The 24,139-nt window shown below is 53.0% G+C and carries 16 protein-coding genes; 3 read left to right on the top strand and 13 right to left on the bottom strand.

Features of this window, described 5'->3' with window-relative positions; genetic code table 11:
- Positions 1–142: 142 nt before the first annotated feature.
- Genes tssG through tssE form a run of 3 tightly spaced genes read right to left on the bottom strand, consistent with a single transcriptional unit; the run spans position 143 to position 3,280 of the window.
- A complete protein-coding gene (gene tssG / locus HK26_RS05410; RefSeq protein WP_086638842.1) occupies positions 143–1,114 on the bottom strand; it encodes a type VI secretion system baseplate subunit TssG in 972 nt (323 codons plus the stop codon).
- Positions 1,114–2,859, bottom strand: coding sequence for a type VI secretion system baseplate subunit TssF (gene tssF, locus HK26_RS05405; protein ID WP_180539338.1), 1,746 nt, complete (start codon positions 2,857–2,859; stop codon positions 1,114–1,116). Before tssF ends, tssG begins: the two co-directional genes overlap by 1 nt.
- Before the next feature lie 13 nt (positions 2,860–2,872).
- Positions 2,873–3,280 (bottom strand): type VI secretion system baseplate subunit TssE, encoded by a 408-nt coding sequence (gene tssE, locus HK26_RS05400; protein WP_086638912.1) that lies wholly within the window; start codon positions 3,278–3,280, stop codon positions 2,873–2,875.
- Between tssE and HK26_RS05395 the strand changes: the two genes are divergently transcribed.
- Positions 3,279–4,094 (top strand): lytic transglycosylase domain-containing protein, encoded by an 816-nt coding sequence (locus tag HK26_RS05395; protein ID WP_180539336.1) that lies wholly within the window; start codon positions 3,279–3,281, stop codon positions 4,092–4,094. The genes tssE and HK26_RS05395 overlap by 2 nt on opposite strands.
- On the opposite strand, the gene HK26_RS05390 is transcribed toward HK26_RS05395, so the two are convergent.
- The 10 genes from HK26_RS05390 to tssH are packed head-to-tail and all read right to left on the bottom strand — an operon-like array spanning position 4,067 to position 20,410.
- Positions 4,067–5,677 (bottom strand): sigma-54-dependent Fis family transcriptional regulator, encoded by a 1,611-nt coding sequence (locus tag HK26_RS05390; protein ID WP_086638839.1) that lies wholly within the window; start codon positions 5,675–5,677, stop codon positions 4,067–4,069. The genes HK26_RS05395 and HK26_RS05390 overlap by 28 nt on opposite strands.
- A gap of 22 nt (positions 5,678–5,699) precedes the next feature.
- On the bottom strand, positions 5,700–7,187 hold the full coding sequence (gene tssC, locus HK26_RS05385) for a type VI secretion system contractile sheath large subunit (RefSeq protein WP_086638838.1): 1,488 nt from the start codon (positions 7,185–7,187) through the stop codon (positions 5,700–5,702).
- 39 nt (positions 7,188–7,226) lie between these two features.
- Positions 7,227–7,730, bottom strand: coding sequence for a type VI secretion system contractile sheath small subunit (gene tssB, locus HK26_RS05380; RefSeq protein ID WP_086638837.1), 504 nt, complete (start codon positions 7,728–7,730; stop codon positions 7,227–7,229).
- Positions 7,731–7,775: 45 nt separating this feature from the next.
- Complete coding sequence (locus tag HK26_RS05375; protein WP_180539333.1) at positions 7,776–9,500, bottom strand: TssA family type VI secretion system protein; 1,725 nt, start codon at positions 9,498–9,500, stop codon at positions 7,776–7,778.
- Entirely contained in the window at positions 9,500–10,321 is an 822-nt protein-coding gene (locus tag HK26_RS05370) for a protein kinase domain-containing protein (RefSeq protein ID WP_180539331.1), read from the bottom strand. The genes HK26_RS05375 and HK26_RS05370 overlap by 1 nt, the downstream gene beginning before the upstream one ends.
- 11 nt (positions 10,322–10,332) lie before the next feature.
- Positions 10,333–13,923 carry a type VI secretion system membrane subunit TssM gene (gene tssM, locus HK26_RS05365; RefSeq protein WP_086638834.1) on the bottom strand — a complete coding sequence of 1,197 codons (3,591 nt, stop codon included), beginning with the start codon at positions 13,921–13,923 and terminating at the stop codon, positions 10,333–10,335.
- Positions 13,920–14,738 (bottom strand): type IVB secretion system protein IcmH/DotU, encoded by an 819-nt coding sequence (gene icmH / locus HK26_RS05360; RefSeq protein ID WP_086638833.1) that lies wholly within the window; start codon positions 14,736–14,738, stop codon positions 13,920–13,922. Before icmH ends, tssM begins: the two co-directional genes overlap by 4 nt.
- Positions 14,735–16,057, bottom strand: a complete 1,323-nt coding sequence (tssK, locus tag HK26_RS05355) for a type VI secretion system baseplate subunit TssK (RefSeq protein ID WP_086638832.1) — start codon at positions 16,055–16,057, stop codon at positions 14,735–14,737. Before tssK ends, icmH begins: the two co-directional genes overlap by 4 nt.
- 24 nt (positions 16,058–16,081) lie before the next feature.
- A complete protein-coding gene (gene tssJ / locus HK26_RS05350) occupies positions 16,082–17,776 on the bottom strand; it encodes a type VI secretion system lipoprotein TssJ (RefSeq protein ID WP_086638831.1) in 1,695 nt (564 codons plus the stop codon).
- Positions 17,777–17,809: 33 nt separating this feature from the next.
- Positions 17,810–20,410 (bottom strand): type VI secretion system ATPase TssH, encoded by a 2,601-nt coding sequence (gene tssH, locus HK26_RS05345; protein WP_086638911.1) that lies wholly within the window; start codon positions 20,408–20,410, stop codon positions 17,810–17,812.
- Between the two features lie 721 nt (positions 20,411–21,131).
- Here tssH and HK26_RS05335 point away from each other — a divergent pair.
- Both HK26_RS05335 and HK26_RS05330 read left to right on the top strand, forming a co-directional pair.
- On the top strand, positions 21,132–21,791 hold the full coding sequence (locus tag HK26_RS05335) for a LuxR C-terminal-related transcriptional regulator (RefSeq protein ID WP_086638829.1): 660 nt from the start codon (positions 21,132–21,134) through the stop codon (positions 21,789–21,791).
- Between the two features lie 213 nt (positions 21,792–22,004).
- A complete protein-coding gene (locus HK26_RS05330) occupies positions 22,005–23,774 on the top strand; it encodes a sensor histidine kinase (protein ID WP_086638828.1) in 1,770 nt (589 codons plus the stop codon).
- Positions 23,775–24,139: the final 365 nt, after the last annotated feature.

Raw genomic sequence — 24,139 nt, 5'->3', positions numbered from 1 at the left:
CCGCAGTATCCTTCATTCATTATATGCCAGAAACTGTTTTTGGCCTTTATGCCAAGCTTCTGTGCTTAATGACTAGGACAGTAGAATGGTTTGTAAAATGCGATTTTTTTTCCCGATGCTGTGCAATTTTCTGCACAGTGCCTTAAAGGGCAAACCCTGTCTGACACCGCACTGCGTCCTTGGGGACGACCCAACTGGTCCAGCCCAACTGACTTTTCCCCAGTGTGAATGTTCCATCCTGCGCATTTGCAAGAACCAGATCTATACGACAGGCCAAGGGCTCGCGCAGCAAAAGCCGTAAAAGCCGACATAGAACCTGACGCATGCGCCCGCCTTGCAATAAGGTCTCAAAGCTTTCAAGGCTCATGGGGCCAAGTACTACGGCTATCGTTGTAGAAATATCGCCCAGACGGGTACCAAGCCTTAAACCTTGCCCCAGCCGGACCTGTGTTGTGCCCAGAGTAAACCGCGCTTCTTCCGCCAGTTCTATAAACCGCAGGCACCCTTCTTCAATACATACGGGTATATCCAGACAGATACTCAGAATCTGCTCCAGAATGACCGCTGAACGATCATGAGCCAGAAGCAGAGGCACGGCTCGTAGCAACCTTTGACAATCTTCGGGTTCCAGTGCGTCAACATCTATTCCGGCGGGTGCCAAAAGCAGCGCAGCCAGCTCCTGCGGGCGATGTCTGTTAAAAAAGACATGCGGCCTGCTCCGCACCCACCCCTGATACAGAATTTCGGCACTGATATGACCAAAAAGGTCAAGGACGTCTCTAAGACCTTTTCCTCCGGCATCATCACTGATCGCGCGCTCTGTCCAGAACGTAGGGAGTGGAGAGGACGGTCCATACAGGCCCATAAAAGCAATATCTGCTTCCAGAGCAAACGGCCCCACGTCACTGCTTTCCCTGACCTCGGTAATATCAGAAGCCGGAAACCCCAATGACCGCGTTGAGCGCAGGAGGATAGGCCCCATCCGCCCATCCGTAGCGGGCAGCATATGCTGCACCAGATTCATCAGCACCGCAAAGCTCAGGCGGCCTGCCGGGGGTAAGCGCCCGCGCCATTCCTCCGCGTTATCCATTGGCGGCGTTGCTGATCCAGCCATCAGATAGAATTCCTACCCTGACTAACAGGAAAGAGAATGGACGAGTTGTCATTCACATCATGGAGTTCAAACTGCCAGATGGTGTTCACCGGCTTGCTGAGCTTGAAAAATGTGTTGAGCATCAAGCCAAAAAGATACACATCCCCCCGGCTGGAAAAGCCTGCACCATCAATTTCCAGACTGGTGCGTATCCCCCTTACCGGAAAACCACGCACCATGCCGTCAAAGGCACTGGTACGCACGGCGCGCAGTGCTGTGGCGCGGTTTATTTTGCGTAACCGCGCCTGCTCGTCCTGCAAGGCGGCAAAGTCCAGCGTATCTATCAAGGCCCGAAGTGCTGTAATATGTTCTAGCGGCTGCATACTCCCCGCCAGCATGGACACCAGACGCCACATCATATTCTCATCAAGCGGCGGTTGGATTTCCGATGTTGTGGGCATGATATTGCGAATAACACCGCCATATCGGACAGCCCTGCCAACGGTGTTAAGCCCGCCAGCCGGTATAAAGGCAGCACGCGCCCCGTTGGTGCACAAAAGCGTGGTGGAAACCGTACTGACCGAGGGCAAAAGCAACTGCTCGTGCCCGTCAATGAACGAGAGCCAGTGATCCAGCCCCGCCCCCCCAACACTCGGTTTGACCCTGACCTGAAAATAATGCCCCGAATGATTGGTGCGCAAATGTGCAAACTGCCCAAAAACCGTAAAGTCTATCAGTTTTTGGGAATTGGCACTCATGCCGCGCGCAGTTTGAACTCCGTAAACCTGTGTTTTACTGCCCTGCGTTTTGTTGGGCTGTACCCTGTATTCCAACCTGTTCGCGGACAGGCGGATTGGCTCGCCTTTTTCTTCAAACAGATTAATGGCGGGTACACAATTCAGCCGAAAGTCGTTTGGTTCTGGCAACGCAGGCAGACTAATCCGTCGGGAAAATGTAATGGTGATGGTGCATGTATTTTCTGAAAACTTGAGGTCATCAGGGAACGCAGGCAAGGTTACGGCAACAAATGCGGATGAAAACGCCAGATATTCCTGCATGACGCGCAGCGCTGGCACCGTACCCACTGACCAGGGCAGCAAAGCTCCGTCATTGTCAAAACCAACATGCACTGGTTTGCCAGAAAGCGGAATCTGCTGCTCCCCGTTGGAAATGCTGATACTGCTGACATCTGTGAGCAAAGCCTGCAGCAGCAGGCGGCCAATGCGCCGGTCCCGCCCGCCATCCAGAAAAAGGGACAGGTTGCGACCTGCCAGAACTCTGGCCCCCTCGCCTGCACTCACATTGACTGTAAGTTGCAGTTGGGTTGAGCGGTTGCGCTCCTGCCAACTCACCGCATCAATACTGGCAGGCAGAACAGGGAGTGCCCGGCATGTTCTAAAGCGGCATTGCTCCCCTTCTATCGCGCGGGACAGAATTTCTGTTTTTGCAGGAAGAACCAGAACCTCGCCAGACGGATCAGCCGTACATTCAAGCATGGTCAGGGACGGAATGGCCCGCAGATACTCGGGGCAGAACACGGATACCAGAGAATGGGAATAATCCGGATTACCACTCTCCAGACGTTGCCGCAGGCGAGCCGTTAAAAAAGCAAATGCTTCGAACAGACGCTCAATATCGGGATCATGCGACTGCCGAGAAAGTAGGCCTGCAATATCTGGATTGGCCTGAGCAAAAACTTCCCCCATATCACGCAGATAAGCGAGTTCATCCTCATAGTACCGACGATGATCAGATTTTTCGTTCATGCTCTTGGGTCGCCTATACCAACAACGTGACCCGGCCATCATCACGGATGGTGGTCATGACTTTTACAGGAACGGCATTGCCTGACGTGTTCAGCATGGCCGAAATTGTAAACAAAAACCGATTGGGTTGCTCTGAATCCGCAATATAATTCACACGAACATGCTTTAACCTCGGCTCAAAAGCCATAATCTGGCGGCATATATCCTGTTCAAAAAGCCCGATTGCTTCGGAAAAATATGCAACAGCGTCATTCATATCCATCATTCCATAATCAAGACGGATAGGCACACTGCCCTTATGCACATTCAGAAGGTCATGCAGGTGACGGCAGATATCATTTTTGATATCTGCATTATGCCCGGATGCTGACGCCATGGTATGCTTATTATCAAAGCGTGAAAGAAAGCGTTGCTCAAACATGGATCACATCTCCACCTGTCTTGAAAAGAAAAACCGTATTTTTAAATATTCCCTTTTTTTAATTATAACCTTTGCCATAGGCTACTCCGCTTTACCGGCTCAGGCCTCTAACCTTCCCAAAGCTCAGACCCTGTTTCAACACGCGCTCTCCATGCAGATGCAGGCCAGAACCCAGACCGAAATGCGCCACGCCATGCTGGCACTCTGCGATGCGGCGCATGCAGGCGACCCTGATGCCATACGATTTGTTGCCTCATGGCTACTGGACCCGGATTCCCCTCTCTATCAGCCCTCCGGCGCAGCCGCATGGCTGCACTACATGCAAGGAGACAGGCAGCAGATTTTGAGCTGTCCACTGCTGAACGAAAATGGTCTGATGGATTATATGTCCAAAATTCCTGATATGATTGAGTATTATGCCCACAAGGAACAGATTGACCCCAAACTGATCCGTGCGGTCATTGAAGTGGAATCCAGCTTTAACGTTAATGCCAATTCGCCGCGCGGCGCAATCGGGCTGATGCAGATTATGCCCGGCACAGCCCGGGACCTTGGCCTGATCAACCGTTTGGATGCCCAAAGCAACATTGGTGCTGGCACACATTATCTGGCGCAGCTTCTGCATCATTATCATGGCGTCATTACACTTGCTCTTGCCGCTTATAATAGTGGCTCCAGCCCAGTGGATAAATGCCTGTGCATTCCCCCAATAGAAGAAACACAGGATTACGTGGCACGGGTTATAAGCATCTTCCATAGCAAGGGCATGAAAAAGGGACATGCCGTTCATTTGCCCACATTATCCAGACCGTAACGCACAATTTTCTCCTGTAAAGAACGCCGCGACATACCAAGCATTTCTGCCGTTTTTGTGCGGTTATGGTCACATTGCTGCAAAGCCTCGGCCAGCCTGAGGGACTCAAACTGAGACAGGCTCTGCCTATGGGTCATGGTCAAGGCCGCGTCTTTTTCACGGACTGTCTGCGTATCTTGCAAACACCCTGCACGCAGGGTTGCAACGTCAATCATCGCATCATTATCCGCCAGCAGAACTGCGCGCTCGATCATATTCCGCAATTCACGCACATTGCCGGGAAAGCGGTAGTTACGGAAAAATTCCAGAACATCCGGTGCAAAACTCAACCCCGAGCGCCGATGATCCTGACAGAAGCAGACCAGAAAATGTTCTGCCAGTTTTTCCACATCATCCCGTTCACGCAAGGGCGGGACATGAATGGGAAAACCTGCAATCCTGTAAAACAGATCTTCCCTGAACCGCCCATCACTCACGCAGGTCGCCAGATCAATATGCGACGCCGCAACAAGACGCACGTCACACCGTACTGGCTGATCCGCTCCGGGAGGGCATATCTCACCATCTTCGAGCACCCGTAACAACTTGGCCTGTAACGGCAAGGACATGTCCGCAATATTGTCCAGAAATAATGTCCCCTTGTCTGCCGCCCCAAACAGCCCCCGCCGTATTGCCCTGCTCCCCATTTCCTCATCATGGACAAAGCCGAACATCTCATTTTCCAGAACAAGCTCTGGAAGCACGGCGCAGTTTTGGGATATGAGTGCGTTTTCCCGCCTTTTACTCATGGAGTGCAGCAGGCGAACAATCATATCCTTTCCAACACCGGTTTCTCCCAGAACCAGTACCGGAACATTGCTCTGACTAACACGCAGGACCAGTTCCAGGACCTGCCGCATGTTTTCGCTACTGGCAATAATGCCGCAAGCGTGCGAGGCCATGCTCACCTGCTCTTGCCGCAAACGGTGATTTTCATCACCGAGGGTTGTGTTGTGTCTGTTTAATTCTGCCAGCAATTCATAATTACGTTTTTGCAAGCGACTGGCTGCAATCATAATCCCTGCCGGATACACAAAAGATTTGAGTTGCGGCTCCAGTTCGGCCAGTTCCGCCTCATTCAGGCAGGTTCCACCATCATTGCGCATATCGCGCAGTTCCAGCAAACCGACACTGAGCGCATTATTATCACGCAAAGGGCAGAGTATAAGACCACTGCCCGTTTCACACACAGTGTTCGCCATATCAAACAGTCTTTTGCGGTCAAAGCCCGCAAGCTGGCGTACATCGTGCGACACCAATGGGTTGCCGGTAAAAAGAGACCAGACATGGGGTGTGGCAATATTCAGATCACTGCCATCATACAAAGGAATAACATCCGCAGAGCCCGCACTGGGGTAGCGTGCGGCCAACACAAGGTGCTGGCCGCTTGCATCCAATGCCCATAAACAACCAAAGCCGGCTCCTGTAATGGAACATGCCGCATCCAGACATATCTGTGCCAGCGTATCCCGATCACGCGCAGCCGCCATTGCGCCAATCATGGCGGACAAGCGACTGGCAAAGCCTGCTTTTTTTTCGGTCATTACTCTATACTCCGGGCCTTTCTCAGGATTTATCGAGTTTTCCTACGAGAGAAAGCGTGAAGTCCGAACCCATGTATTTGAAATGCGGTTGAATAGCCATAGAAACTCGGTACCAACCGGGTTCACCCTCCACATCTGATACGTTAATTTCGGCCTTCCGTAAGGGTCTGCGGCTACGCACATCAGCAGAAGGGTTTTCCTGATCGGAGACATACTGCCGCAACCAGTTGCTCAGCTCGGTCTGAAGCTCCGGCGCGGTCTTCCAACTCCCGATGTTCTCGCGCTGCAACACTTTAATGTAGTGGGCAAGCCGATTGACAATAAACATGTAAGGCAGCTGGGTGGAGAGACGGTAGTTCAGTTCCGCCTGCTTTTTTTCTGGCGTGGTGCCAAAGAACTTGGGTTTCTGTGCCGAATTGGCTGAGAAAAAGGCCGCATTGTCACTGCCCTTACGCATGGTCAGTGCAATAAAACCCTGCTCTGCAAACTCAAATTCCTTACGGTCCGAAATAAGCGTTTCGGTTGGAATTTTAACTTCCGTCTGGCCCATTGCTTCAAAATGGTGCACGGGCAGGTCTTCAACCGTGCCCCCGCTCTGCGGCCCTACAATGTTGGGAGCCCAGCGGTACTGCGCAAAACTGTCGTTCAGGCGTGTTGCAAAGGCATATGCCGCATTGCACCAGAGATAATTTTCCGTTTTGCCATCTGTTTCTTCTTCAAAGGCAAAACCTTCCACGGGAATTGTTGCTGCCCCGTATGGCAGCCGCCCCAAAAAGCGCGGCAACACCATTGCAAAATAGCGTGCATCATCGCTGGTGCGAAAGCTGTTCCACTTGGAGTATTTTGGACCTTCAAAAATGGATTCCAGGTCCTTGAGGTTCGGCACATCTTCAAAGCTGGTGACGCCAAAAAACTCGGGAGACGGGGAGGCAATAAACGGCGCATGGGCCATAGCGCCAACTGCTGCACCATACTGCATGAGTTTGACGTCCTGCGGACCCGGATTAAAGCTGTAATTGGCAATCATTGCGGCAAATGGCTGACCACCAAACTGGCCGAACTCATCAATATAAACATGACGATACAAGCCAGACTGAACAATCTCCGGTGCATCCTCAAAATCCGCCATCAGATCGGATTTGGAAACATTCAGAAGCTCAATTTTAATGTTCTGTCTAAAGTCTGTTCTATCAACAACAAATTTAAGACCAAGCCATGCTGATTCCAGTGCCTGAAAGTCCGCATGATGCAGGATCTCGTTCACCTGATCACTCAGCTTTGAATCAATAACCGCGATCATCTGGTCCACGGCCGACATTTGAATGCGCTGGTCGTTATTATTGGACTTGATCACCTCGGCCAGAAATGTTGCCACACCCAGACGCGCTTCCTCATAACCATCATCACTCGGAGCAAGATGCGTTTCTGCAAGCACCTGATCCAGCAGAGAGAGCGCGTTATCCCCTGTCTCCGTGACGGCTGAAGGAGAAGCTGAATTTGTTTCTGACATGATAAGATATTCCTTTATGCACTCAGGCCAATAGGGGGCTTATTCGCCTGCTTTTGTTTCGGTGCTGATTTCGGAAAGCAGCTTCTCACGCAGACCTTCATCCGTAAGAATACGCTCAATGGCCTTGCGGAAACTGGCCATGTTGCCCAGCGGCCCTTTAAGTGCGCTCAAGGCCTGACGCAGTTCGAGCAGCTTTTTCAGCTCCGGCACGGCCTTTGCAATGCTGTCAGGCTCCATATCCCGCAAGGTGGCAATATCCAGACTCACACTCAGGTTCGCAGCGCCTTCGCTCTCATCATGCAAATGGCTGGGTACACTCAGGTCAAGGTGCAGCTTCTGTGCGCGCATGACGTCGTTGAAGTTGTTTTTGTTCACGTCAATACGCTGCCTGTCTTCGAGAGGCGTATCATCGGGCCGCAAAGTATAGTCCCCAACCATCAGCAGCTTATGGGGGAGTTCCAGTTCTTCTTTGGCATCACCAACGGCAGGTTTGTAACGGATATTGATCCGCTCACGCGGAGCGACAGACGAAGACTGAGACATAGTTCTGTTCCTTTATAAAATAAGATTTTCCAGTGATGACATAAGCTATTTTTTGCGCGCCTCTCTGTCACGCGCCAACCGGATGGCATCCACCGGGTCTGTCCGCGCCAATGCGGTAAGCGCCTGCGTTGCAGCTTTTTCGGACGATGTTTCCACCTGTGGGGGCGCCATAACCGCGCACCAGTAACGCTGCCGGTTAAGTTCGCTCCACATCTGCGGCTCCCAGACACTGAGGGCTTTTGCATCTGCTTCTGCCATCAGGACATCAAGCATGGCCGCCGCAACAACATATTGTCCCACATCAAGACATAAGCGCGAGAGAAGCAGGCGCGCCTTAAACCGCTCTCTCCCCCCCTCCCCTATTCGGGCGTGTTCGGCCAGAAGGGCAAAAGCCCCGTCCTCATCCCCCGCCTCCAGCAACGCCCGGGCGCGTTGCGCGCTCTCGTCTGCGCTGGAACCTTGGGAGGTAGCCGTGGATGCCTCTGCCGCATCTGCTGCCTGCTCCGTGGGGAGCAACCATGAACGAGCCATGCCGGAAGCAAAGGGGGTTCCATCCTGAAAAGAAAAGTTCAGGACTTCTGGCATCCGGCGAATAAAGGCCCGTGCGTTGCCTGCCACAATATCCGAGCAGGTTTTCCAAGCACCTTTTGCATCACTGGCGGCAAGATTGTGTAAGGTGCGGTAGAGCTTAAAATGCCCATCAAACCAGAATAAACCAGAGGCCGACAAAACCTGCGCCAGCGCCACCACAAGCTCCGGCCCATTGCCTACGGCCTCCATGGCTGCAATATCATCCCGCCGTGTCTGTGACGGGAGCATGAGCAATGTCTGCCCCTTGGCATCTGCCGCGGGCAGGTCTGTCACGGCAAGCCACGTTATGGCGCCCAGCAATGTATAAGCCCGCCAATCTGCTGGATCACGCTCCAGAAATGCCAGAGCAAGAGCGCGCGTGGTGGTCTGGCACCGCGACACAACATTATCATGCGTCGCGTCATAATCCGCCATGTCTGGCGCGTTCAAAGGGGCTATGTCCTGTTTGACCGGCGGCCCGCCGGATGTGGTGAGTGGCGGGGGATTGACTACGGGCTGCACGCTCTGTGGCGTCTGATCATCCACAGCGCTTGGCGCAGTGGGGTGTTCACTTCCCGTTTGATCTGGGGCCGCCTCCTGCGCGTCAGGTACAGCGGCCTCCTGTGTATCTGCCGCAATGTTGGACTGCTGCTCGGCCACCTCCCGCGCCAAAGCTTTAAGCGGGGCAAGCAATTCCCGCAAAGACGGGGCATCGGGCATTTTTTCGCCAATGGCACCATCAAGGCCCAACGCCTCAGTTGCCGCCAACTGCACGCTTTGGTTGTGCGCATGATCCCCCAAGGATTGCGGCAAAACCCTTGCAAGCTGTGTGACCAGCCACATGACGGAACCACGGCGCTGGCGCATACGCTGGATGGGCGGGAAAAATACCTCCCACTCCACCTCAACCATGTGCCTAACCATGGCAAGGCCCAAAGCCAGCCCCGAAGCCCCCTCGCTCCGCGCCAGACCAACAGCCCCCCAGCAGACAACACTAAAATCGCGTGAGTGCTCACAAAGCAGTTCAAGTGCATCGCGCGCAAGATCGGCCCATATAATGGCCGTTGGCCCCTGCCGTTCAACCAGCATGATACGCTCACTCAGGCTGTCAAACAGTGGCTCATTCCGCACGTCTTCAGGATTGGATTTTAAGCCTGATGCTGCCAGAAATTTTTGAAACCGTGGGTCATGGATAGACATTACGCTGCCCTCCCTGAAGACCAGCTCCACCGGTCTTTTCCACCCATCAACCATACGGCGCCATTCCGGCGCACGGCCGGGTCGAGCGTTAAGGCGGCAAGCACACGCCGCCACAACACTTTAGACACGCCCAACGGGGCCTGTGCCTCTGGCTCCCGGCCATTGCGGAACGGATGCCGCCCCGTGCACACCTCATGCACAATCACAGCCAGCGCATACAGGTCACGCCGCGTGTCATAAGATGCCGCACCATCTGCCGTGTCTGCGGGTGGTTGATACGCAACGGAACCCGACAAGGGCACCTGCCAGCCACGCCACGGGGTCACATCCAACGCCATATCAAAGCGCCTGTATGCGCTGCCAAAATCAACAAGCCGGGCTTTTCCATGCGGCCCGCAAATAATATTCGCCGGTTTGATATCCCCATGGACCCAGCCACCAGCATGAAGGGAGGAAAGAGCCTGAGCAACATCTGCCAGCCACATTAACTGCTGCTTACGCGCCACGTTTTTTCCTAGCTGGGCAAAAGCAACGCCGACAGAATATTCCCTTACAAAAAAAGGATATTTTATCTGTGTGTGTCGATCATACAGTCTTGGCCCCCATGCCTGCCCATTGCACGACAGGACTTCGGCTTCCTGACAGAACATGGCCCGGGCCGCACGGTCCTCCGCCAGAGCGGGATGTAGAGATTTGATAACAAGTGGGAAAAGTGAAAAACCTTCTAAATCCCGCGTGCGCCACAATGCCGCCTGTTGGCCACGCCCAACGGCCGCCAGCAGCGGGTAACGGCGGGAAACATCCATTGCGTATTTTGCCATGCTCTGCGCCATTACAAATGTGGCTCACAATGAAAACTCCAGAACCGTGAGCCCATAATAAACGGGTTGGGGTTCCGGTCCGCAGTCAGCGTCCAGTCCGAGCGAAGGCCATCAACCTCAAACCTGAATGTTGTAACCCGGCTATCGGTCGATGTTGTTTTGCTGATGTGGTTGAACAGCCGGAAAGGCGCCCACTCACCAGAGGCAGAGACGGTGCCATTTTTGCCGGACATGCTGATAAGGCTCAAAGACGCGCCAGATTCAGGCATTGCCGTGTCCTGAGGTTGGCTCGGCCACACAATGCTGATCGGGTGTGGCGGATCATGCCGGTAAATCATGCTGGCGGTTCCCACAGTCATGATTGCAGCCTTGGCCCGCTCGTCCAAAAACGATGGAGCAAGGAAGAAGTGAAGGCGCAACATGCCATCACGCCCGAAAAACGTGGTACGGATGGCCCGCGCCAGATTGATCTGCGCCAATGCCTGCTGGGAAATAAGGTCCCCCGTTACCGTTGGCCGCAGGCCAAGCGTTCCGTCAGGTTGCGGCAACGTAAACGGAGCAAGAACCGTGGTTTCAAACTGCTCCATGGTGCCATCATTGCCAAAAAAGCTGACAAAATCGGCCAAAGCGACATCTGGTGTTTCTGAACTGACACGATCATTCACAAACGGAAAACGTTCTGCAATTTGCGCCTGACATGCTTGCAGGACTGTGTTTGTCCACAATGTTGTCAGCTTGTCATGCGCAAGATCGGTCATGGAAGACCAGATGGATGTGCGCAAGCGCAACAGAATATCGCTCAAAGGTACAGGCAGACTGGCACTTTGTATGCGCAATGTCACCAATGGGTCCGGACGTTGCCAGGATGCAATGTCCCCCACAAACTTCAGCGCTGCACCCGGCGGATCATCCGCCGAGATAATGGCAAACATCATTCCATACAGACTGGCCATCTGGCTTTGGACAGTTTGCAGAACTCCTGCTTTTTCGCCCCCTGCAGCAACACCTTGCAACGCACTAAACGCATCGGCAATGGCAACACCAGGCCATGCAATGCCGTCAAGCGGGTTGGTCGTCACCTTGACCTTTTGCGTAGCGGACACAACAGCCTGCGCCAAAGGCTGCGCCGATGCGGGCATGGCATCCTGTGCTGCGGCGACAAGACCATCCTGCAAGGTGCTTTGCGTAGAACCCGCCTCGTTTGTAAGGGGAAGGGAGGTTTGCGTATTGATCAACTGAACAAGATGCAGGAGTGGCGAGCGGGCCCCGGAAAAAATCTCAAGGGCGGACACAACACTGTTTACATCCGTCAATGAGCGAAGATTGATCTGGTCAATAACAACCTGCCACTGCCGAATATAATCGCGTGTGTACATCGCACACAGCTTGGCCAGCAAACTGTCTTTTTTAGGGGTGACGCCATCCCCCTCCTCGTTGCCCATGACCCATGAATCAGCACCCATCTGCTGCACAAGCTGGGGCGCATATTGCAAGAAAATCCTGTAAAAACCCTGGCGCGTGTAAAATGCAGGAACAATTGTTGGCAAGCCGGCCTGCGCACGCATCATAAGCAGTTGCGCGCCTTCCGGCCCAAGTGCCTGCACAACATCAATAGACGGCAGGTCACTTTTCAGCGCAAAAGTTCGCAACTGGTCATAAATCTGTTCAGCCGTAAGGCCACGCCTCAACATGGCCCGGGCATCGCGTATCAGACCCGGATCAAGCGCAATACTTTGGGGCAGCACACGCATAAGAGCGTTAACATGCTCCAATGTGTCGTTGGTCAAACGGGTCTGGAAAAGAAGCTTCCGTGTGACATCACCCACAATCCACTTCCGGACATCTGGTGCCGAAAAATACTGCCTGTGCCCCAGCTCCAGATATAACTTCAGATCATTCCTGACAAGTTCGGTATCCCCCCCTTCCTGCACGGCACTGGAGAGTTCTTCTCTGAGGTGGCGCGCAAAAACAGGCAGGAACCTTTGGAGCAGAATCCAACGGTAATCGTCCTTGGCCTCACGCTGCGTGTCATAGAAAAACCAGAACGTACCAAAATAGTTTTGGTTTTTAAGCCGTGTATTCGCACGGGATGTATCCAGCAAAGGCAACAGGTCAGCCAGCCGTGGCTCAGACGGCAAGTTACGCAAGTAACTGATTTGCAACCTTACGCCATCCTGAAAAGCAATTAATCTGGCGCGATTGCTCTGGTAGTCCGAGATAATAAAACCACCCACGACCATGGCAAACGCTGCCGTTGCGCCATACCCCGCCAGATACCGGACCAGAAGACGCTTTTCCGCTTTTTTATTAACCCCGCTTAACCCGGCCTCTTCGAGCAGGATATCCCTGAAAAACCCAGACATGAAAAATGTCCCGGGATGTGTTGAGATAAAAGGCTCTGGCGGATTAAGCGACAGTTTTTCACCAATCTTTCCTCTGATCTGGAAAGGCATTGCGCTGGCACTCTGGCTTTTTGCATGTGCCACAAAGTTAACACCACGCAAAAAAAGCGGCTTTTCATGCGGGCCACAACGCATCAGCTCACCGCAAAATGCGAGGACGCGGGCACTCAGATCCAAAAAGTCGGATGGGAAAAGCGATGCACGCGCGCGCAACGCCACTTCGCGCTCCTCCATCTGCCTGTAAGGAAGTTCCTCCACAAAACGACGGCCAAGAGCATCCAGTTTTTCGCGCAGAATATTGAATGCACCCGGCACATGCGGCCAAGGCAGCACAACCCCCATGGCATTTTGTTGCAGCCGCATATCCAAACGGGAAAAATAGGCGTCAAACCCGCTTAATAAATCCAGTTTGGAGATAGCAATATAGACCTGTGGCCTAAAGCTGAGTTGACGGGAGGCCTCACGCAGACGCAGCCGTATCTGCGCGGCAATATCCAGCGCACCGGTCGTCATCAGGCGCTCGACATCCACCACAACCACAATAGCATCCAATGGACGGCGTAGTCTTCTTTCTTTCAAAAAGCCAAGAAAATTACGCCATAATTCTGGGGTTTGAGAAACCTGTGATGAGACAACCCCAGCACCCGGAAGCTTGATAATAACACCATCGTCCGCAAACCATAACTTGCGGCCATCCGTCATGGATGTGCCAACGCCTGCCGCCGTCAAGCGCTCTTCAACATGCATTGGCAGGCCACAATTTTCCACGAGTGTTTCTTTACCCGCGTCAGAAGGCCCAATAACAAGCATCCATGGCAGCATCTCATCATATTCGATGCGTACCTTGTTATCGCGGTCTTTATCCAAAAAACGAAAAACCGCGTCCACAACGCCAGAAAATGACAATGTTCCCGCGACATCAAATGCGATATCTGTCTGATTTACCCGTGTCAGACGCATCAATTTTTGTAAAATGCGCACAGACAGGTAGTGCCGCACGCTCCACAAAATTATGCCCAAAACCGGCCACACCAACAGCAAGGCCGCAATAATAACAATCCTCTGCGCCGGGGAGAGTGATTTTAGAATATAAAAATACGGTGGCACGCCACCAAACCAGACAAGGCCGGACGCAATGCAAAGGAGCAACAAAACAAGCCACATCCAGCGGCTGCGCATGATACGGTAATACCCCTTCACTTGCCTGCTCCATTAGGAATACCTGTTTCCATCTGGCTAAATTCTTGCTGTAGATGCATATTGATCTGATTTAAATGCACCCCAAACCAGACAAGCATCCCGAACAGGACAACAAGGCTCAACACGACAAACCACCAGATTGGTACATATCGGATTAACCGCTTACGTTCCGCCGCAACCACCACTTCGGGCGCAAAATTGCCAAAGCCGGTTGATGGTGGTGGGTACAGTATCCGAAATATCTTTTCGGTTAGAAGATGAACCTGACTTGAGCCATCTCTTTCCGTACGAAAGCGTCCCTGAAAACCCAGCAAGAGAATTTCCAACGCCACTTCCAGCACTTCGCGCTGTTCATCATGCAAAGCCCGCTCAATAATCTGGAAGCTTTTATCGCCCCCCCATGTCTGGTCATAAAACCATGACAGCAGAGTACGATCACTCCAGACCGTATTGTTGCCCCAGGTGGTCTGCATCACGGCTTCGTCCAGAGCTGTGCAGAGCATATAACGCACATTCGTTACAGTCTCTGGCGAGCAGGCCGCCAGATCGGCCTGCCGCCCGAACTGATGAATCATATCGATAAGGCGCGTTTTGAAAATGGAGAGGGACTGCCCGCTCCACCCTGCCCCAACATAAACAAGAACCTGCAAAAGTGGCCATGCGCAACGGGTTAACGGAGTTACAGATTCGGGTGCAGGGCGGCCGAATGCCTCACTCTCGTCATAGCCGAAGACGTGCAAAGCAACAGTTTGCTCGTCCGTGCTTTCCACACTGTCTGGCGCATCATCTCTGAAATGGGGCAGGTTTTTATTCATCCGTTCTGCCTCAAGGCCCAGAGTTCAAGCTTCAGGTCCGGTATGACGCTACCAACATGCACCACAAGTGCTGCCGAACTTTGCAACTGCGACCACATGGCCGAAGCCCGATCAAGCTCCAGATAGACCGTTCCCCAACGGTACGGGAGTTCACGCGGGGCAACCGGGAGGGGAGAAAGTGGCACACCGGGAAGTTGCAGGTTGATAATTTCCTGAATGTTTTCTGCGGCCGCAATTTTGGTCATTCCGGGCAGCAAACGGCGCAGTTGTTCGGGGTCAAGAGCCCCTGACGCCATAAGGATGAACCGGGCATTATCAAACAGTGTGCGGTCTGCAACCATTGCCACCCACAGCCCGACAGCCCTGTTTTCCAACGGAATGGGTATTGCCGTGTCAACACTCAACTGCCCCAGAGAAAGCCTGAGCAGTTCCACCAATGTGTGCAGGCTCTGCCCCGGATTATGGTATGACCACAACGGCAGCTCTGGTGGCCTGCGTGTTTGCCGCCCAAAGGTTGCAAGCCCTGCAACCAGTTTGAGAAGATGTTCATACAATTCAACCGGTCTGCGGTCCGGATCATGCGCAAACCAGTGAAAAACCGGATCCATGCTGTTGATCAGTTGCAAAAGTGCAAAATCAGCCAGGTCCGAAACTTCGTACCCCCCTTTGGACGGCTCCAGCCTGCGTGCCAGCATATTGGCACGCCCTGTTAAAATCCCCTGCACCTCCCGCGCCAGACGCGCGAACAGAGGGTCTGCCCCAGTGCGCAGGCTGGGGGGGGCGTAGTGTGTGTCCAGTGTTATGGCGCCATCTGGCGTTAATTTCTGTATTCTGCACAGGGGCACACCCACACAATTGTCTGGAACAGTGTCTCCCCCAATCAGGAAAATATTGGGATACCCGACCTTTACGTCCGCAACAGAACCCTCATCGGCAGTATCACGCAGCATGACCTGTGTGTCTGCAAGTCTGCCCCCTTCCCCTGTTTCGCTACTGTCGCCACCTCGGAGCACAACACACAGCCATACCAGCATATCGGCCATATCATGGGTAATCTGCACGGGTTCTGGTGTCGATTGACCTGTTGGGAATTCAGCCACAGTGCCATCGGGGAAAACCACACACCCGCTTGACAGGCCGACTTTTCCCAAAGGCAGCAGTGTTTCATCAATACTCAGAGAAAAAACGCCCCATGCCCCCTCTCCAGCCAGACGCTGGCGGCACATGCCATCATTTTCCACCCAGCGGGATAACTGCTGCAAATGCTGAGGACGGATAAGCTGTCCTTCGAACCAGAGAGGTTTTGCTGTTGTGAGCATATTTATTCAACACATCCAGAGGGGTTAACGTTTTTTATTAAGAAGAATGGTCGATGGACCAACAATAATATCTATTTTGTTTTTTCTGTGCAGGCGCAGTGGCGCCACCAGACGCCACGTTGCATGATCGATTTGCCTGAACGCTGCAATCATGCCGAAATTTTTTGTCCCTTCTGGCAACACCATATTGATATGGCGGCTTGAAGCGGGGGCTATTTCGTATTCTTCACTACCCAGAATGGAAGAATCAGCGCCCTTTGCATTATTTCTATAGAGCGCATCAAAACTGCTGGTCTGGAACTCATCATCATTCGCAAGGTTGAAAATGCGGATCACCACGGGAGAGGGACGCCCGATACTGTTTGGGTTTACCTGCGCTGTTGTCTGAATTGTCAAATTCAGACGTGTTGGAGAGGGGCCGCCACACCCTGCCAGATGACAGAGCAGAGCCAGCGGTACAACAACACCAACAACACGCCGCAAAAGAGGTGTTCTTTTTGGGGGATCAGTCTTTACTGCCTGATCTTCATGCTGGAGTTGACGGATAAACTCCTGTTCAGCCACAGCCATGATCTCGCTATCCTGTTTTTCAAAAAAATCCCACAACATAGATTTTTCAGAACGGAAAAGCCTGCTCCCCATCACCCCCTTCGCCCGTGATTTAAGGCTCTTGGGCCGCACAAGCGCCAGAGCATTCCTGAAGGCTCCCATTACAACCGACTGACGTGCGCGCTCATCGCTGACAATTTGGTCGCACGTTGCCTGAATGGCCTTTACAAGCTCTTCCCCTTCCACCGCTTCTCCCCGTAAAAAACGATGCAGAACTGGAAAGTAGATGCCTTTTTCACTGTCATTCTTTTTTTCAAACAAAGAATGTAACGTCAGGCACACAGCAGCAACGGAACGCATGGTGTCCGGCGCATTACCCAAATCCGTAAGGTACCGCTGAGTGTTTACATTATAATCTGTAGAGTGGACCCCAACACATTCCTGCTTGTCACCCTGAGCCGGGGCCTTCTGATGGGACACTGGTAGACAAGCTTCTTCCGGCACCGGCGTAAAAACCAGCGTATTTTTCCGAAGCTGCAAGTCTTCATGAACGACAACAGGAGGAACCGTGCCCTGTTTATCGTCCAAAAAGTCATCCAGCACCGGTGGTTGCGTGTTCGCGCTTTCCGGCTGCGGTTGCGGCGGTGCGGTAAAAAACAGAGGGGCTTTTTCTGTTGTGGTTTTGTTGGCAAAATGCGGAAGTTTTGGAAACTCCACACTTTCTGATGGCAAATGATGCGTTTGTGGTTTGCCTGCACGCGGCACGGCCCCCACAATGTCCTTGAGCAACGTATTAATATCTTTGGAAGGCTCTACTTTATGCGGCGCAATAACCTCTTCTGCCGTATGCTCTTTTGACAGAAAAACAATTTTGTAACCAATAATTTCAAACTCATCTCCATCAGACAACGCAACACTCATGCCATTGCTCATGACGGAACCGTTTTCGCGCCGTGTGCCGTTGCGACTTGTATCTTTCAGGAGGTAGCTCGAACCCACTTTTAAAATAACAGCATGATAGCTGGAGATATTGCGTCCGGCATCAGGCAGAACAACATCGCATGTTGGCGCACGGCCGATTGTGATAATATCCTGGCGAAAGGTAACAGTTCTCTCACCTGAGGTGATATTTTTTACAATGATAGAAACAGGCGAAAATTTTTCTGTCATGACTGTTACACTACGCCCATAAATGATCTGCCTTTACGTTACAGCGTACGTAAAAGCGCCATCTTCCCCCACGCCCACATCAAAACATTGAATTTCCTGCCCAGACACCAGACGCTCCAGAGCACGTTCGGACAAGGCAGGCAGCAATGTATGAGAGAGAACGGATTCAACAACCCGCGCGCCACTCTCCACTTCGTGGCAACGCAGGAGCAAAGCATCAACCACCGCCTCGGAAACAGAAAACGTTGCATTCCATGCGGTTAAGAGACGACGGCGGATCCGTTCAAAATTAAGCTCAATAATTTTGCGCAGCAGCGTATCCGACAAGGGATAGTACGCAACAGTTGTGCACCGCCCCAAAAATGCAGGCCGGAACCAGCGCAACAGATCAGGCCGGAGCTGCTCTATCAACTCCTCCTGCTCTGGCAGGTCATCCCGGTTGGTGCAGGCTTGCGCAATGCTCTCGGACCCAGCATTGGACGTCATGAGAATAACGGTATTTCTAAAATCTATGTCCCGCCCTTCTCCATCCTTCATCTGCCCTTTATCAAAAACCTGATAAAAAACATCCTGCACGCCCGGATGCGCTTTTTCCATCTCATCCAGCAAGATCACAGAATAGGGCTTGCGACGCACGGCTTCGGTCAAAATGCCGCCTTCACCGTAGCCAACATAGCCGGGAGGCGCTCCCATAAGGAGTGATACCTTATGCTCCTCCTTGAACTCGCTCATGTTGATAACCGTCAGATTCTGCTCGCCACCATACAGGGCTTCGGCAAGAGCCAGAGCGGTTTCCGTTTTGCCCACACCAGACGTGCCAACCAGCAAAAACACTCCGGCAGGCTTGCGCGGGTCCGCCAACCCGGCACGTTGGGTCAACATGACTCTGGCTATTGCCTCAAGCGCGTGATCCTGCCCCAGAACACGGGCCTGAAGGCGCTCACTCAAGCCCAGAAGTGCCTCAAGTTCGCTCCCGGCCATGCGGCCTACGGGCACGCCGGTCCACTCCTCCACCACAGCAGCAACGGCATTTTTGTCCACAAGCGGAAAAACAAGAGGCCGCACCCCCTGCAACGCCACAAGGTTGGCCAACGCATCCTGTAGAGCCACCTGCCCGGTGCCGGCATCCTCTCCCGCGTCTTTGAGCGTGTCCTGCAGTGCTTTTATGTCTTGCACCAAGGCAAGTTCCTGCTGCCAACTGGCATCAAGCGCTGGACACTCGGCATCCGCCTGGCTCAGACGTTCCTCAACATCCTTACGCGCTTTCTCCGAGCCCAGCCCAACCTGCTGCTCCTGCTCCAGCATGGACTGTTCCAGCCTGAGCATGTCGCGCCGCTGCAAAGCCTTTTCCAGCACAACCGGACGCCCGACCTGGCTCTGAGCCACACGTGAGCAGGCCGTATCCAGCAAACTGACAGCCTTATCCGGAAGCTGACGGCTGGCGATATAGCGCGTAGAAAGGCTGACAGCCGCGTGCAGGGCTTCTTCTATAATCGTGACGCCATGGTGCTTTTCCAGCACGGGTGCTAGCGAACGCAGCATGGCACGCGCCACCTCTGCATCTGGCTGACCAATTTGCACAGCCTGAAAACGCCGCGCCAAAGCTGCGTCTTTTTCTACATATTTTTTGTATTCGCTCCAGGTGGTCGCAGCGATGCAGCGTAGCTCACCACGGGCCAAGGCGGGTTTGAGCAGGTTGGCAGCATCGTTCTGACCGGCCTGCCCCCCTGCACCGATAAGGGTGTGCGCTTCATCAATAAAAAGAATAATCGGGACGGGAGAGCCAACAACGTCATCAATAACGGCACGCAACCGTTTTTCAAATTCCCCTTTAACACCCGCACCAGCCTGCAACAGTCCCAGATCAAGGGACAACACGCGTGCGCCACGTAATGTCTCAATCACGTGGCCATTAGCGATCAAGGCCGCCAGCCCTTCGACCACAGCCGTTTTGCCGACCCCCGGTTCCCCAACCAAGACCGGGTTATTTTGTCTGCGACGGCCAAGGATCTCAATCGTTTCAGCAATCTCTGCGCTACGACCGACAATGGGGTCAATCTGCCCCTGCCGTGCTTTCTCCGTCAGATCCACGCAATAACGCTGCAATGCGTCCTGCGAAAAGGATGGGGTGGCAGGACGCGCACCAACGTCCGCATCCCCACTGACTGGGCACTCGCCTTTGCAAAGAGCAACGTCTTCGCGGATCGTATCTACGCTTATGCCCGCACACGCGGGAAAAATTTCCAAAAACCGGGGCCGCAGAGAACCTTCATTCAGGCCAGCCAGAAGCAAATGGCCCGAGCAGACCTGCTCGCCCCCTTCTTCCAGCGATGCGGCAAGCCAGGCTTTTTCAAACCAGCCAACAAGCTCGGGCGATAACCCTGGCGCCCTGACATTGCCGGATTTCAGACCCGCCAGCGTTTTTTCCAGCCCGGCAAGGGAGGACAAAACATCCACCCCGTTGTGCTGCAAAACTACGACAAGATCGGACTCGTCAGCACCCAGCAGCGCTACGAGAATATGTTCTATCTCAATATAAAAATGCGTGCGGGCAAGAGCTTGCGCTGCGGCAGTCTCCAATGCGGTACGGCAGCGCGGGGAAAGGCGCGCGATCAATGAGCGTAGAGTTGTCACGGCAGCACGCAATCCGTTACTGAGCCATCAAGGGAAGGCAGGCCTGCCGTTGCCACCGCAAAAACCGGCACAAAACAACAACCCGGCTGACAGGATGCCGCACAAAAGTGCAGTGCTCCGACCGAAGCATTTTTATCTCTCGACCTCATGCCCCTACTCCTTGCGGAGCCCGCACTCCGCAACACAGGATTCAAGCGAAACAGCAGATACTCACCCAAATGTGTGAGGCAGCCGCAATTTCCTGCGCAAAATATGGTGCTCCATACTTTGGCGCATTTATTCAGCAGAGCATGGTTCAGAGAGGGTCGTGTATCCCCCAAATTAGGGACAAAAAGATTTTTCTTTGGATTTTAGGCAAGAAATATCGGGAAACGATGCCCAATTTTCATATGAAATTAATAATCTTACGAGTCCGCTTTTAACCTCAGGAATGCATTGCGCTCGCACATACCTGCCGTCTAAATTTTACAAGCCCACTCAAGTAAGAGTAACATGCAACCGCAGCCTGGAAAAAATCCCTGATCCCACGCAAGAACCACCCTAACCCAGCCGTTGCAATGATTTTAAAAGGAAAACGAGCCCTTTAAATACCCTGCTTAAGCCAATGCCCACAGCCTGTCTGTCCCCCGATTTGAGGACAGAATGCTATTTCGACATGACAATATTATGACAAAAACTCTGCTTCCCTTCAGGCATGTTTTTGTCGGCATGGAGACATCAAATGAAAAACACCGAACACATTCGTGTCGCTATGCTGGAAGATGACCCAACCTTCAGAAACACCATAGCCGCCTGCATCGCATTAGAAACAGATATGAGGTTACATGCCTTCGCCACCACCCGCCACGAAGGCATGGCCATGCTCAAGGGGCCGAGTGCCAACGTACTTCTGGCCGACATCGGCTTGCCAGATGGCTCGGGGCTGGATGTTGTGCGGGCATCGGCCCATTACTGGCCCGAATGTGCCGTGCTTGTGAGCACCACATTTGGAGATGAGACGACTGTGATCGATGCTATTGCATCTGGTGCCGCAGGCTACATCATCAAGGATGGGGATTATACACAACAGATCCAAAATATCCGTTGTGCTTGTCAGGGCGGCAGTCCAATCAGCCCCATGATCGCCCGCAATGTTCTTTCGCGCTTTCGGCAATATCTTCCATCTCCTGAAGAAACTCTCCGCACAGCCTTGTCGGAACGCGAGCGGCAGGTGCTGCAAAAAGTGTCGCAGGGCTTTACCGCGCCAGAAATAGCGGTGCAGCTTTCCGTCTCGGCCCACACTGTGCGCACCCACGTCCGACGCATCTATCACAAACTTGCCGTCAAAACCCGTATTGAAGCCGTGACGACAGCACAACGCCTTGGCTGGCTTGATAACTGATTAGCCACGCCCGTGAAATATTTTACCACCCCCATTAATCGACAACTTTTTATACGCCTAAAACGTGCAGCGCTCCTTTTGGGAGCATTGCTGGTACTTGCGTTATGCCTGTTTATACTCGCGCGCGCTGTGCACCCAACACCGCAACCCAATGGGGAGCCTCCATGGGCTCAACACTTCACGGTCACGGGCTTTTTGAAGCAGGAAGCCCCTGTGGATTTGACCATACCAGCACCAGACAACGTTGCACCTGATGGACCTGCTGGCAACTGGCAGCAGGTGACACTCCCCCACACCAGCGCGCTACGGAACGGTACCCTACCCGACCAGAACAATGCGCCGGTTATTACGTCATGGTACAAATTTGTTGTCACACCGCCTGACGCACTGAACCGACACACCTCTGACCTTGTTTTCTACCTTCCGCGTTGGAAAACCGAGGGACGGCTTGCTCTTTACCAAAACGGGCACCTGCTCTGGTATTCCCACGGTGACCTCATATGGAACAGCTTCAATCGCCCTGTCATGGTGGAGCTTCCCTTCTCTGGCCCCTCTACTTTGCTGCTGCGTATGGATACCTTACCTCAAAGAGGGGCGGGCATTACACAGGCGTGGGTTGGCCAGTATAACGCCGTATCATGGCGGTACCGGACCCGGCTGGCATTACAATGCACAATACCCGGTATTTTAGCCGTTATCCTGCTCTCCATGGGGATAATACTTTTTTTTGTCGCCTTTGCCCGCCCCAATAGTAGTCTTTATCTTCTGTTTGTTTTTGCCGCACTTCTTTATACAGTCCGTATTCTACATTTTATGGGGCCACTTGAGCCCAGCATTTTTCCTGCGGCATGGTTTGGCTGGGCCACAATCAATTCCATGTGCTGGCTTATTGTTGTTGGCTGGCTCTTCTGCTGTGGATTGGCTGAGGTAGAGTTCCCGTGGCTCAGGCACTTGCTGGTCTGGGGCATGGTGATCTGCAGCGTGGCAACCTCCCCCGTGTTCCAGTCTTCCATCAATATTGCTGCACTTGCATTGTCAGCTTATATTTTCTGCTTTGTTCTTTCCATTCCAACCATGCCGCTCCTTCTGCTTGCAATGTGGAAGCGCCGATCGCGTTCTGGAATACTCCTGCTCTTTTGGAACATGCTCATGTTTCCCGTTGCGGTGCATGACATGCTGTTGGCCGACTACAAGGTCAGTATCGATCACTTATACCTTTTACCCTATGTTGTGCCGGACCTGTTCCTAAGCTGTCTTTATATCTTGTGCAGGCGCTACATTGATGCGCTCAGCATAGCTGAACATGCCAATATACAGTTGGAAACACGCCTACACGCGCAGGAGGTGGCCCTGCGCAACAGCTATGACAAACTCCGCCGGGTAGAACAGGTTGAGGTTTTAAGCGCAGAGCGCCAACGCTTAATGCGCGATATGCACGATGGCCTGGGCTCGATCCTGACCGGTGCAATCCATATGACCAACAATGCGGCGCCCCACACCCTTATTGCCCAGACGCTCAACGACTGCTTATCTGACCTAAAACTAACAGTAGACTCTCTCGAACCCGTAGATGCCGACTTACTGGCCCTTCTAGCCAACCTGCGCTTCCGGCTGGAACCGCGTCTCCACGCACAGGGAATGATTTTGCATTGGAGCGTCACGCCAGTTCCGCCCATGCAATGGCTCACGCCATCGGCAGCACTTCATATCCTGCGTATTCTACAAGAAATTGTCACCAACATTATCAAACATGCCCAAGCGCAAAATATTTCCATTTCAACCTTGGTTGAACCCGATGATATTATTGTCCGTATTGAAGATGACGGCCTTGATTTCATACCAACCCAGCCGACATCTCTTGGCCGCGGGCTCCATAATATTCACTGGCGGGCAAAAATGCTGGCGGCAACCATTGCGTGGCACCCTCGCTCCCCCGGCACAAGCTTCACCTTGCGTCTCCCGATAGAACAGCCATCTCCATAAACTATGGCACGTCGCCCGTTAACGCCCTGATCGTCCTTCTCAAATGCCACTATGTATTAATAAATGCATTGTGCTGCCATGATGTTTCAAAAACTCCGATAGCTTGTCCGCTCAGCAACAGATACCCCGGCTGTCAGCCATCGCTTCCATCCCTGATATGATGGACAGGACAAAGATTAACGCAAAGCAGACGACGACCAGAATCTGCGGAACTCCGAACTTGATCTTCTGAACAGTCACGCTTCCTGTCCCTCTGGCTGCGCGCTGTCTGCGTCCCGGAACTACGCGGGATTTCGCTTCCATTTATTTCCACTGCATTTCCTGCGCCCTTTTCCGGTCACAAAAAAACCCGCCTCAACGGGCGG

This window comes from Acetobacter okinawensis (assembly GCF_002153655.1).
Classification (GTDB): Bacteria; Pseudomonadota; Alphaproteobacteria; order Acetobacterales; family Acetobacteraceae; genus Acetobacter; species Acetobacter okinawensis_A.
The sequence above is the reverse complement of the archived record's forward strand: the minus strand, read 5'-3'. Positions and strand labels throughout refer to the sequence as shown.